The 12,401-nt window shown below is 68.6% G+C and carries 11 protein-coding genes and 1 tRNA gene; 7 read left to right on the top strand and 5 right to left on the bottom strand.

Features of this window, described 5'->3' with window-relative positions:
- Positions 1-75 precede the first annotated feature (75 nt).
- Positions 76-1,233, bottom strand: a complete 1,158-nt coding sequence (locus LJ725_RS12570) for an acyl-CoA dehydrogenase family protein (RefSeq protein ID WP_230550996.1) — start codon at positions 1,231-1,233, stop codon at positions 76-78.
- A 57-nt stretch (positions 1,234-1,290) separates the two neighbouring features.
- Here LJ725_RS12570 and LJ725_RS12575 point away from each other — a divergent pair.
- Together LJ725_RS12575 and LJ725_RS12580 are read left to right on the top strand one after the other, a co-directional pair.
- A tRNA-Gly gene (locus LJ725_RS12575) sits at positions 1,291-1,365 on the top strand.
- Between the two features lie 25 nt (positions 1,366-1,390).
- Positions 1,391-2,728, top strand: a complete 1,338-nt coding sequence (locus LJ725_RS12580; RefSeq protein WP_230550997.1) for an enoyl-CoA hydratase/isomerase family protein — start codon at positions 1,391-1,393, stop codon at positions 2,726-2,728.
- Positions 2,729-2,887: 159 nt separating this feature from the next.
- Here LJ725_RS12580 and LJ725_RS12585 read toward each other — a convergent pair whose 3' ends face one another.
- From LJ725_RS12585 to pyrC, 4 genes are all read right to left on the bottom strand, one after another.
- The gene (locus LJ725_RS12585; protein WP_230550998.1) at positions 2,888-3,478 is read right to left on the bottom strand and encodes an ActR/PrrA/RegA family redox response regulator transcription factor; all 591 of its coding nucleotides are present in this window, start codon (positions 3,476-3,478) and stop codon (positions 2,888-2,890) included.
- 23 nt (positions 3,479-3,501) lie between these two features.
- Positions 3,502-4,851 carry an ActS/PrrB/RegB family redox-sensitive histidine kinase gene (locus LJ725_RS12590; RefSeq protein ID WP_230550999.1) on the bottom strand — a complete coding sequence of 450 codons (1,350 nt, stop codon included), beginning with the start codon at positions 4,849-4,851 and terminating at the stop codon, positions 3,502-3,504.
- Between the two features lie 4 nt (positions 4,852-4,855).
- Positions 4,856-5,653 carry an NUDIX hydrolase gene (locus tag LJ725_RS12595; RefSeq protein ID WP_230551000.1) on the bottom strand — a complete coding sequence of 266 codons (798 nt, stop codon included), beginning with the start codon at positions 5,651-5,653 and terminating at the stop codon, positions 4,856-4,858.
- 185 nt (positions 5,654-5,838) lie between these two features.
- The gene (gene pyrC, locus LJ725_RS12600; protein WP_230551001.1) at positions 5,839-6,894 is read right to left on the bottom strand and encodes a dihydroorotase; all 1,056 of its coding nucleotides are present in this window, start codon (positions 6,892-6,894) and stop codon (positions 5,839-5,841) included.
- A gap of 51 nt (positions 6,895-6,945) precedes the next feature.
- On the opposite strand from pyrC, the gene LJ725_RS12605 reads away from it, so the two are divergent.
- The 5 genes from LJ725_RS12605 (at position 6,946) to LJ725_RS12625 (ending at position 12,233) form a co-directional block, all read left to right on the top strand.
- On the top strand, positions 6,946-8,001 hold the full coding sequence (locus LJ725_RS12605) for a serine hydrolase domain-containing protein (protein WP_230551002.1): 1,056 nt from the start codon (positions 6,946-6,948) through the stop codon (positions 7,999-8,001).
- Positions 7,998-8,900 carry an alpha/beta fold hydrolase gene (locus LJ725_RS12610; RefSeq protein ID WP_230551003.1) on the top strand — a complete coding sequence of 301 codons (903 nt, stop codon included), beginning with the start codon at positions 7,998-8,000 and terminating at the stop codon, positions 8,898-8,900. Before LJ725_RS12605 ends, LJ725_RS12610 begins: the two co-directional genes overlap by 4 nt.
- Positions 8,901-8,910: 10 nt before the next feature.
- Positions 8,911-9,696 carry a hypothetical protein gene (locus tag LJ725_RS12615; protein ID WP_230551004.1) on the top strand — a complete coding sequence of 262 codons (786 nt, stop codon included), beginning with the start codon at positions 8,911-8,913 and terminating at the stop codon, positions 9,694-9,696.
- 88 nt (positions 9,697-9,784) lie between these two features.
- Positions 9,785-11,236, top strand: coding sequence for a 4-hydroxyphenylacetate 3-hydroxylase family protein (locus LJ725_RS12620; RefSeq protein ID WP_230551005.1), 1,452 nt, complete (start codon positions 9,785-9,787; stop codon positions 11,234-11,236).
- Positions 11,237-11,264: 28 nt separating this feature from the next.
- A complete protein-coding gene (locus tag LJ725_RS12625) occupies positions 11,265-12,233 on the top strand; it encodes a WD40/YVTN/BNR-like repeat-containing protein (RefSeq protein ID WP_230551006.1) in 969 nt (322 codons plus the stop codon).
- The last annotated feature ends 168 nt before the right edge of the window (positions 12,234-12,401 follow it).

A 12,401-nucleotide genomic window follows, 5' to 3' on the forward strand; every position in this document is an offset into this window, starting at 1 on the left:
CCCGATCGTAGAGAGAAGGTCTCTCCACTCCGCACCTTCGGTGCTTCGGTCGAGACGACGAGTTTTGTTAAACGCTCAGGCCGTCGTCCCGAACACCGAGCCGAGCCCCGCGCCGATGCGCTCGTTCATCATCTCGATCGAGCCGTCGGTGTAGGCCGCGATCTTGGCGCCCGCGAGATGGCGGGCCAGCGGATAGTCGGCGCGCAGGCCGTTCGCGCCCATCGCCTGGATGCAGTCGGCGATGCGCTGCACGGCCATGTCGGTCGCGAACTTCTTCGCGTAGGCCGCCGGCATCACCGCGTCGGCGCCTTCGTCGATCAGGCGCGCCGCGCGATAGCAGAGAAGGCGCGCGGCTTCGAGATCGGTCGCGGCGTCGACCAGCTTCCAGCGCACGCCCTGATGCTCGATCACCGGCTGGCCGAAGGTCTTGCGCTGCTGCGTGTAGCGCACCGCGGTCTCGAGCGAGGCCTGCAGCATGCCGCAGCACATCGCCGCCACATAGGCGCGGGCGCCGTTGATGCCGGCGAGCGCGGCCTTGAAGGCCTTGCCGGGCGGATGCAGCACCGCCTCGTCCGGCGCGAAATAGTCGACCAGGCGAAAGCCACCGACGCCGATCGCGTGACCGCCATGCAGCTCGAACGGCTTCTCGCGATGGAAGCCCGGCCGCTCCGCCTCGATCGCGAGACAGATGATGCCGCGATAGCCCTGCGCCTTGTCGGTCTGCGCATAGGCCACGGAAAGGCCCGCGACCGCGGCGTTGGTGATCCACGCCTTGGCACCGTTCACCTTCCAGCCGCCCTCCACGCGCACGGCTTCCATCTCCAGGCCGCCGAAGTCGCTGCCGACACCGGGCTCGCTGAGACCCGCGCAGCCGATCAGGTCGCCGGTCAGCATGCGCGGCAGCAGGCGCGCGACATGGGCGGGCTGGCCGTCGCGGGCGAAGCGCGCGCAGGCATTGTGGTGGTTGATCAGGGCGAAGGCGAAGGCGAAGTCGTGCTTTGCGATCTCCTCGAAGGCGCGCAGCTTGCAGGAGAAGGACAGGCCCTGTCCGCCATGCTTCTTCGCCAGCTCGATCGTGTTGAGCCCGATGGCGCAGGCCGCCTTGATGGTCTCCAGCGGATAGCGCCGCTCCCATTCCCAGCGCGCGGCGTTGGGGGCGACATGTTCTTCGGCGAACGCCTTGGCGCGCGCCACGACGGCGCGCTCTTCGGGAGTGAGGACTTCATCGAGCATCCGACTGAGATACACGAATGGACCTCGGGCGCAACCGCAGGCTAGAATGGTCTTTAGGCGGGTGTAGCTCAGGGGTAGAGCGTCGGCTTCCCAAGCCGTAGGTCGCGGGTTCGAATCCCGTCGCCCGCTCCATAATTCTTCGGGCAGGAACGTCGAAATGGATGGAGCACCGGCGCCGGTCGCGGCCAGCGGCGACTTCGCGGCCGACGTCGCCGCCTTCTCGGGCTACTGGCGCGATGCCGCCGAGCGACTCAGCCGACTGCCGGCTAAGCCCGATCGCGATGCCGCAGCCTACGATGCCGCCGAGAGCCTGAAGCAGGCCGCGCGCGAGGCCCGCTTCGCCTTCCTGCGCCGCCATGCCCGCACCCTCTACGACCGGCTGACCGACGGCCGTCGGAAGTTCGTGCGCATCGAGCGGCTGGTCTATGACGCGGCCGCCCTCGTGCCCGGCCTCGCGCCGACGCAAGCGGAGGTCGCGGCCGAGGCCGAGCTGCGCCAGTCCGAGAAGGACGGTGTCGAGATCGACCAGGGCATCCTCTGCAACCAGTTCCTCGCCGACGCCGAGTGCGGCCTGCATCTCTGCCACGCGATGCTGCTGCCGCGCGAGGAATCGGCGGAGGCGCTGGCCAAGTTCCAGCGCGACGGCACGCTCGATCTGGGCTACGCGAAGGTCGAGCGGCAGGGCAAGGCGGCGGTGCTGCTGCTGTCCAACCGGCGGTTCCTCAATTCCGAGGACAATGCGACCCAGGCCGCCACCGAGATCGGCGCCGACGTCTGCATCCTCGACCGGCAGAGCGAGGTCGCGGTACTGCGCGGCGACGTGGTGCCGGAGGGCAAGTATGCCGGCCGCCGCGTCTACAATGCCGGCATCAACCTCACGCACCTCTACTACGGCAAGATCCCGTTCCTGTGGTTCCTGATCCGCGACATGGGCTTCGTGAACAAGATGTTCCGCGGCCTGGCGCGCCCCGAAATCCTGCCCGACGAGGTCGCGGGCGATTCGATCGAGAAGCTCTGGATCTCGGCAGTCGAGACCTTTGCGATCGGCGGCGGCTGCCAGATCCTGCTGGCCTCCGACTTCAACATCGCCGGCCGCGACGCCTACATGACCCTGCCGGCGCGAAAAGAGGGCATCATCCCGGCGATGGCGAACCTGCGGCTCTCGCGCTTCGTCGGCGACCGGATCGCACGCCAGGCGATCATGTACGAGCGCCGCATCGAGTGCGATTCCGAGGTTGGCCGCATGATCTGCGACGAGGTCGTGGAACCGGGCGAGATCGATGCCACCATCGTGCGCGTCATCGACCGGCTGACCGGATCGGGCGCGGTGGGCGCGATCGGCAACCGTCGCGCGCTGCGCCTCGGCGTTGAGCCGCTCGACACGTTCCGCCGCTACGCCGCGCTCTACGCGCGCGAGCAGGCCTGGTGCCACTTCAGCCCGGCGCTGATCTCCAATCTCGAGCACTACTGGAACGCCGCCAGCCGGCGGGCGTGATCTAGCGCTAGTTCCAACAACAATAGCCTCACCCTGAGGAGCGGTCCGCAGGACCGCGTCTCGAAGGGTGGGAACGCACACCACGCCTGTCGCCCATCCTTCGGGACGGCCGCTTTGCGGCCTTCTCAGGATGAGGGTGGGGTACGCGAAACGGAATCCTCAGTGCTCGCGCGGAGCGTGCTTGCCCAGTATCCGCTGCAGGGTGCGGCGATGCATGTTGAGGCGGCGCGCGGTCTCCGAGACGTTGCGGTCGCATTGCTCGAACACGCGCTGGATATGCTCCCAGCGCACGCGGTCGGCCGACATGGGATTGCTGGGCGGCGGCGGCAGCTTGCGGCCGTGCGCGGTCAGCGCCTGTTCGATCGCGTCGGCATCGGCCGGCTTGGCGAGGTAGTCGACGGCGCCTTCCTTCACGGCGGCGACGGCGGTCGCAATGTTGCCGTAGCCGGTCAGGACGACGATGCGGATGTCCGGACGGGCCTGGCGCAGCGGGCCGACCAGTTCGAGGCCGTTGCCGTCGGCCAGCCGCAGATCGAGCACGGCGAAGGCGGGCGGCCGGGCGGTTTGCGCCAGCGCCTCGGCCACCGAACCGACGGCGGTGACGATGAACCCGCGTTGCTCCAGCGCGCGCGCGATCCGGTTGCGGAAAGCCGCATCGTCGTCCGCGATCAACAGGGTACGGTCCTTGTTGCTGGTCGCGCCGGCGATGACGGGTGACAAGGGGCGCGGTGCGCCGCTGTCCTGGGTCATGGCGACTCCTTCGACATCGGCCGCTATGTAGCCTTGAAGACGGGATTTGACCAGCGCACCGAAACGACCGCCCCGCCGCCCATGCCGCTGCGATTGCCGAAGGTCACGTTGGCTCCCGTGCGCTCCAGCAGGGTCTTGGCGATGAACACGCCCAGGCCCATATGGCCGCCCTGGCCCTGGCGGGTCGAGATGAACGGCGTGCCCAGTTCGTCGAGCAGGGCCTCGGAGAAGCCCGGCCCATCGTCCACGACCTCGACTTCCGACCAGTCGCGCGTCCAGCGGGTGGAGACACGCACCTCCTTGCGGGCGAAGGAGACGGCGTTCTGCACGATGTTTCCGATACCCTGCATGATTTCCGGACTACGCAACTGGATGGGTGCGGTGGTGGGCACCCCCTCGCCGGCCGGGCCGGATTCGAACGCAATGTCGATCTCCTCGCGGGCGTAGTTCTGCGCGGCCGCCTCGATCAGCGCCGGCAGCGGCACCAGCGTGTAGGAATCCGAGACGTCGCCCGCGGGATCGGTCGAGAGCTGAGCCAGGATCGACCGGCAACGCTCCGATTCGGCGGCCAGCAGCTCGACGTCCTCGCGCAGCGGATCGTCGAGCTCGATCTCACGCTGCATCTCCTTGGTGACGACGGCGATGGTCGAGAGCGGCGAGCCCAGCTCGTGCGCGGCGGCGGCGGCCAGCGCGCCCAGCGCCGAAAGCTGCTGCTCGCGGGCCAGCGCCGCCTGCGCGGCCGCCAGCGCATCGGCCATCTGGCGCTGCTCTTCCGCCAGCCGCCAGCCGTACAGGGTGATCAGCATGGTCGTGAGCGACAGGCCGGCCCACACGCCTGCCTGGTAGATGTCGGGCAGGTTGGGCGGCGGGCCCTTCCACGGCAGCGGCTGATAGAAGAGACCCAGCAGCGCGATGCTCACGATGGTGAGCAGGGTGAGCGCGACGTTGCTCGCCAGCGACAGGATGGTGGCGCCGATCGCGACCGGCGCCAGCAGCAGCAGCGAGAAGGGATTGATCAGCCCGCCGGTGAGGTAGAGCAGTACGGCGAGCTGCAGGATGTCGAAGGCGAGGAAGATCGCCGCCTCGCGGTCGTCGATGCGCGCCGAGCCGGGACGGCCGATGCTGACGGTGAGGTTGAGCAGCGCCGAGAGTGCGATCGTGCCGCCGACCGCCAGGACCGGCATGCCGAAACCCAGCCCCCAATGAACCACCGCAACGGTGAAGGCCTGGCCCGCGACGGCGCCCCAGCGGATGAGGACCAGCGTGCGCAGGCGCACGCCGCCGCGCGGCAGGGCGGGCACGGCGGCCGAGTGCCGGGGAGCGGCAGGCGGAGGCTCGGCAGATCGGGGCGCGTCGTCTCCACGCACCGCCACGACGTCACTCTTCGAGCATGAGGTGCTTGCGATGCACCGTCGTGAAGAGCGGAATCTTGCGCTGGCTGTTGCGGTCCGGCGGTTCCTTCACCAGCCGCCCGATCTCGCCCAGGATCAGACCGGTGATCGTCGGCAGCGGCAGCTCGCGCGCCTCGTCGAGCTGCACCCAGCGGATGTCGCCCATTTCGCTCGAATGCCGGATCTCGCCGGTCGCATCCTCGGCCCGCGCCATGAAGAAGCGCGCATTGAAGCGGCGCGGCCGGCCGGGCGGCGTCACCGCGCGCGCAATCAGGTCGAGACAGTCGAGCGCCGGCGCCATGCCCTGGTCGAGGAAGCCCTTCCAGTGCTCGCCATAGTCCTTCTTCGGCACGCCGCCCTGGAGAGGCTTGCCGAGCATCAGGCCGCTCTCCTCGAAGGTCTCGCGTACCGCGGCGACGGCCAGCGCCCGCGCGCGCTGTGCGGACGCGGCGCGCATCAGGCGCTCGTTGACGAAGGGATCGAGCGAGGTCGCCACGGGCACGCGCGCATCGTCGGGATCGACCTTGCCGCCCGGGAACACGTAGCGGTTGGGCATGAAGGCGTGGGCGGCGGCGCGACAGCCCATCAGGACCTCCGGCGTGTTGCCCTTCATCCGCACCAGGATCAGCGTCGCCGCATCGCGCGGCCGCATGTACGGATAGACCTTCTCGATCTGTTCGACCGGTCGCTCGCTGCCGGGCTTCAGGGGAACCTTGGGGGGATCGTCGTAACCCTTGTCGGTGCCGCGGACGACGGCGCCTTCGGGGATGCCTCGCTTGCTCATGACCCGAAGGTAAATCGTCATTCAGCCGAACGCGAGCGATCTTTGAGCGGGGAAAGCCCGTCGTCCCGAGCGGAGCGCAGCGTAGTCGAGGGACTGCTTTTCCGACGCACGGTGTGTCGAACCAAAAAAGAGGTCCCTCGACTACGCCGCCCTGCGGGCGTCTCCGCTCGGGACGACGGAGGGGCTCAAAAACTCCAGTCGACCGGCGTGTCGGGGCGAAAGACGGTGATGTCCTTTCCGCCGCCCGGAACCGCCACGACATCGGGGATGTCGAGCGGCTTCGCGTGCAGGGTCACCGTCTCCTCGTTGACCGGCAGGCCGTAGAAGCGCGGACCGTTCAGCGAGGCGAAGGCTTCGAGATGGGCGAGCGCGCCCTCCTCGGCGAAGACCTGCGTGTAGACCTGCATCGCCACCGGGGCGTTGAATACGCCGGCGCAGCCGCAGGCGCATTCCTTGGTGTCGGTCGTGTGCGGCGCGGTGTCGGTGCCGAGGAAGAACTGTGAGCCGCCTGACGTCGCCGCCCTCCGCAGAGCGAGACGATGCTCCTCGCGCTTGGCGATCGGCAGGCAATAGAAGTGCGGACGGATGCCGCCCTTGAACAGCGCATTGCGGTTGTAGCTGAGGTGATGCGGCGTGATCGTGCCGCCCATCCGCCCAGGATTGGCCTCGACGAAGGCCACGCCCTCGCGGGTCGTGATGTGCTCCAGCACGATCTTCAGACCCTCGTGGCGCCTGAGCAGCGGCGCGAGCACCTTGTCGAGGAACACCGCCTCGCGGTCGAAGATGTCGACCTCGGGATCGGTCACCTCGCCATGGACCAGCAGCGGCATGCCGGCCTTCTCCATGGCCTCCAGCCCTTTCGCGACGCGATCCATCGAGGTCACGCCGTGCGCGGAGTTGGTGGTGGCGTGGGCCGGATAGAGCTTGGCCGCGACCCACACGCCCTCTTCCTTGCCGCGCGTCAGCTCGGCCGGATCGGCGCCGTCGGTCAGGTAGCAGGTCATCAGGGGCTCGAACTTCAGCTCCTTCGGCACCGCGGCGCGGATGCGCTCGCGGTAGGCGCTGGCCTCGGCGACCTTCGTCACCGGCGGCACGAGGTTCGGCATGATGATGGCGCGACCGAACTGGCGGGCGGTGTGCTCGGCACAGGCCGCCAGCATGACGCCGTCGCGCAGGTGAACATGCCAGTCGTCGGGCCGGCGGATGGTGATCGAAGCGGGGAGCGGATGTGCGGAAGCCATGCTGCACTTTCTACGCTTGCTCCCGGACGGGCTCCAATGTTGATTGCGGGCATGACCGACCTGAAAGACGCGATCGCCTTCGCCCAGGGGGCCGAATCCCACTGGCCCCACAGCATGTACATGCCCGACGGGCAGTTCGTGATGACCCACGATTCGGGCGAGAAGGCCCCGGACAACGAGGTGCTGGGGCCGGTGACGCCGCGCGGGGCGGCCTCGGGCATCGTCTATCGCGGCCACGAGAAGCTCGCCGAATGGGGCGACGTCGACCGCGCCGACATGACCTTCAGCGTCGCCAAGAGCTACCTCGCCCTGCTGGCGGGCCTGGCGCTGGGCGACGGGCTGATCAGGAGCCTCGACGACAAGGTCGCCGCCTACGCGCTCGACGACGGGTTCACCAGCGAGCAGAACCGCGACATCACCTGGCGCCACCTGCTGACCCAGACCAGCGAATGGTCGGGCACCGTGTTCGGCAAGGAAGACCGCATCGATCACAATCGCGTGGTCGGCCTCGCCGTCGCCGACGCGCCCAAGGGCACGCGGCGCGCGATGAAGAAGCCCGGGACCTTCTACGAATACAACGACGTGCGCGTGAACCGGCTGTCGCGCTCGCTGCTGCAGGTCTTCAAGGAACCGCTGCCGCAGGTGCTGAAGCGGCGCATCATGGACCCGATCGGCGGCTCGCAGGGCTGGAAGTGGGACGGCTACCGCAATTCCTACGACACGATCGACGGCAGGCCGATGCTGTCGGTGCCGGGCGGCGGCCACTGGGGCGGCGGCATCGTCATCTCGGCGCGCGACCTCTCGCTGATGGGACGGCTGGTGGCGCAGGGCGGCGTGTGGGACGGCAAGCAGATCCTGCCCAAGGGCTGGACCGACGAGCTGGTGAAGCCCTGCCCTGTCGCGCCGTTCTACGGGCTGATGTGGTGGCTCAACACCGACAAGCGGCAGTTCGCGGCCGCCTCGGAGCGCAGCTACTTCGCGCTGGGCTGGGGCAGCCACATCGTCTGGATCGATCCCGACAACGACCTCGTCACGGTGCTGCGCTGGATCGACCGCAAGAAGGCGCCGGAATTCGTCGAACGTCTGCTGGGTGCGATCAAAGCATGAGTCTGGATTTCTCCGCCGTCCCCCGCATGGAGGATGGCCGCACCGCCGCCGAGCATATCGAAGAGGTCGCCGCGAAGTCGCAGATCGTGCGCGTGCCGATGGGCGCGCGCAGCGCCGGCGGTACCGGCACGATGATGTGGCACGTGTTCGGCGCCGCCCCCGAAAAGCCGATCCTGCTGCTGTTCCATGGCGGTTCGGGCTCATGGATCCACTGGATCCGCAACGTCCTGCCGCTCAGCGAGCATTTCAGCGTCTACGCCGCCGATCTTCCCGGTCTCGGCGACAGCGACCCGCCCGACGACGTGAACGACATCTGGTCGGTGACGCATTGCGTCGAGGCCGCGATGAACGAGCTGCTGCCGAAGGACAGGCGCTTCGCCATCGCCGGTTTCTCGTTCGGCGGCATGGTCTCGGGCCATATCGCGACCCTGTTCGAGGATCGCATCGAGCGCATCGCCCTGGTCGGCGCCGGCGGCCTCAAGGCCACCCGCAAGCCCGGCCCGAAGCTGCACAAGCTCCTGCCCGAGATGCCGCCCGAGACGCTGGCGGCCGAGGCGCGGCGCAATCTCGAGATCCTGATGCTGCACGATCCGAAGAACGTCGACGGCATCGCGATCCACATGCAGATCCTCAACACGACGCGCGCCAAGACGCGCAGCCGCATCATGGGCCAGGCCTTCAAGCTCAGCGAGGTGCTGCCGCGGGTGAAGACGCCGCTCACCGGCATCTGGGGCGAGTTCGATTCGACGACCTATCCGCACATCCAGGAGCGCATCGATCTCTTCAGGGCGCTGCAACCCGGCTTCGAGATGAACGTGATTCCCGGCGCCGGCCACTGGGTGGCCTACGAAGCCGCCGACGCCTTCAACCGGACCCTGCTGCGCGTCCTCGCGGCATGACGGTCGCGCGATGACCGCGCGGGCGCGGCCCTCGCCCCGCAAGCCGTTCGCCGCGCTCCTGCTGGCGATGACCCTGGCGGCGTCGCCGGCCGCGGCCCAGCAGAACGTCGCCAACAATCCGCTGACCGATATCCCCGCCATCCAGGTGCAGAACTACCTGCAGCCGGTGATGAGCGGCCAGCCGGGCAGCGGCGCCGACCAGCCCTTCCTGCGCGGGATCCTGCCGCACGACACGTTCGGCTGGCCGCAGCTGATGCGCGCCTCGCTCGCCACCGGGACGACGGTGTGGGGACCGGCCGGCACCGAGAGCGGACTGGGCGATCTCACGCTGTTCGACGTGCCGCTGTTCCAGCTCGCCAACGCCAAGTTCGGGATAGGCCCGCTGCTGATCCTGCCGACCGCCACCAGCCCGGTGCTGGGCGAGCGCAAATGGCAGGGCGGCGTGCAGGGCGTCGTGAGCGCGCCCTACGACTGGGGGCTCGCGGCGGCGCTGGTCGCCTACCAGCAGGCCTTCGACGGCAGCGCGCGGTCGCTCACCATCCAGCCCTTCCTGTTCTACAATCTCAGCGACGGCTTCTACGTCCGGTCGAGCGGCATCACGACCATCGATTTCGGCCGCCAGCGGGCGGTCGTGCCGGTCGGCCTGGGCATCGGCCGGGTCAAGCGCCTGGCCGACGGCAACGTGCTCAACATGTATCTCGAGCCGCAATACTCGGTGGTGCAGAGCGGGATCGGGCAGCCGAGCTTCCAGGTCTTCGCCGGCTTCAACATCCAGTTCCCGCCGGGGCGCCCGTAAGCCTATCGGATTTTCCCGGCGCGGCGTCATAATCGCCCCCAACAAGCAGGACAGCCGGATCGGCTGCCACGATGGGGGAGGAAGCGGCATGGGCGCACGGACCGGTTCGCAGTTTCTCGACGGGCTCCGCAAGACGCGGCGCGAGATCTGGGTCGACGGCGAGAAGATCGCGGACGTCACGGCGCACCCGAAGCTGCGCGGCGGCGCCGAAAGCCTGGCCGCCCACTTCGACCGGCAGCATGCCTGGGCCGACGAATGCCTGTTCACGCATCCCGACAGCGGCCAGCCCACCAGCGTCAGCCACATGATCCCGCGCTCGCACGACGAGCTGCGGCATCGCCATGCCGGGCTGGTGCGGCTGTCGGAAGGCTCGATGGGCATCATGGGCCGCACGCCCGACTACATGAACATGAAGTTCGCGGCCTTCGCCTCGGCGCCCGGCGTCTGGGCCGGCGCCGACGGACGCAACGCACAGGGCGCGAAGAACCTGGTGGCGTTCCAGCGGCGCCTCGCCGAGCAGGACCTGTCGCTCACCCACACGATCATCCAGCCGACCACCGACAAGCGCACCGATGCCAAGCTGCTGGGCAACAAGGTGACGGTGCGCAAGGTCGGCCAGACAGCCGACGGCATCATCGTCCGCGGCGGCCGCGTGCTGGCCACGCTCGCGCCCTATGCCGACGAGCAGACCGTGTATCCCGGCCAGCCGATCCCCGCCGGCGCCAGCGAGTACGCCGTCTCCTTCGCGATTCCGCTCGACACGCCCGGGCTGAAATTCCTGTGCCGCGATTCGGCCGCGGCGCCGGGGGCCGATCCGTTCGACCGGCCGCTGTCGTCGCGCTTCGACGAGCAGGATGCCTTCTGCATCTTCGACGACGTGCTGGTGCCGTGGGACCGCGTCTTCATCGACGGCGACGTCGAGATCTACAACTCGATGCGCCAGACCGGCTTCACCATCAACATGACCACCCAGTCGACCGTGCGCGCGCTCACCAAGCTCGAATTCGCCTACGGCCTCGCCACGCGCATGGCCGAGCTGATCGGCGACCATGCGCCGGCGACGATGGAGATGCTGGGCGAACTGGCCTGCTACGTCCGCATGACCGCCAATGCCCTCGAACTGTCGCTGGAGCAGGCCGCGCCGCGCGAGGACGGCGTGTGGTTCCCCCGGGGCGCACCGCTCGAGCCGCTGCGCGCGATGCTGCCCGTGTGGATGCCGCGGGTGGCCGAGATCATCACCCTGATCGGCAGCCACAACCTGCTGACGACGCCCAGCCGCGCCCAGTTCGACGATCCCGGCCTGCGGCCGCTGATCGACGAGATGCTGGGCGGCGCCGACGGCGCGGCGGCCGACGACCGGGCGGCGGTGTTCCGCCTGGCCTGGGATTTCGTCGGCTCGGCGCTGGCGGGACGCGGCTTCCTCTACGAGCGCTTCTACCTGACCTCGGCCGCGCGCAACAAACAGATGCTGCACCAGCGCTTCTTCGACCGGACCCGCTCGCAGGCCCTGGTCGATGATATGCTGTCGCGGGCCCGCTGAAGACATCACCCCCGGGAAGGGAACGACCATGACCAACCTGCTCTGTGTCGGCACCGCCGGCATGTCCGTGTGGTTCAGCCGCGACGACGGCGAGACCTGGATCCGGCCCTATATCGAATCCGGCCTCTATCTCGAGGCGCGCGTCTGGGCGCTGTCGGCCCATCCGCAGCGGCCGGGCGAAGTGCTGGCCGGCACCGATTCCGGCCTCTACCGCTGGAACGAGGGCGACCAGAAATGGACGCACCTGCCCTCGCTGCTCGACGACTACGACATCTGGGCGATGGCGCAGGCGCCGGACGATCCCGACACTATCGTGGTCGGCACCCAGCCCGCGCACATCTTCGTCTCGACCGACGGCGGCAGGAGCTTCGCCCCGGCACAAGGCTCGTTCGCCGACGCCTGCATCTTCGTCGGCAAGCCGAGGGTGACGCAGATCCTGTTCGATCCGGTCGACCGGGACACGCTGTGGGCCGGCGTCGAGATCGACGGCGTACACCGCTCGACCGATCGCGGCCGCACCTGGAAGAAGGTCGGCCAGGGCATCAACTCCGAGGACATCCACGGCCTCGCGGTGATTCGCAACGGATCGAAGCTGGTCTACGCCACGACCAACCGCGGCCTGAACCTGAGCCGCGACAATGGCGAGACCTTCGCCTTCCAGGAACTCGATTCGCCCTGGCAATACACCCGCACCATCGTGCCCCGCGCCGACGGCGACGCGACGGTGTTCCTGACCAACGGCAACGGCCCGCCGGGCTCGACCGGCCGGCTGCTGCGCAGCACCGACCATGGCGCGCACTGGCAGGACGCGAAGCTCCCGGGCGACCTCAACTCGACACCGTGGACTGTGGCGACGCATCCCTCGAACCCGAAGCTGATCTTCGTCTGCTCCAACCTCGGCCAACTCTTCCGCTCGACCGACGGCGGCGACACCTGGACCAAGCTCCCGCGCGAGTTCGGCGAGGTGCGCAGCACGATCTGGCAACCGCTGCCCTGAACACCCACCGCCGCCCACACCAACACACACCCACGCCCACACCCACAACCTCATCCTGAGCGACCGTCGTGAGGGTCAAGCGTTTGCCCATGGCTTTTTGTCCCTGAGGATTGCGTTGAGGATGGTCACGAGCTTGCGCATGCAGGCGACGATGGCGACCTTTGCGGG

The sequence above is a fragment of the Reyranella aquatilis genome (genome assembly GCF_020880995.1).
In the GTDB taxonomy this organism is placed as follows: domain Bacteria; phylum Pseudomonadota; class Alphaproteobacteria; order Reyranellales; family Reyranellaceae; genus Reyranella; species Reyranella aquatilis.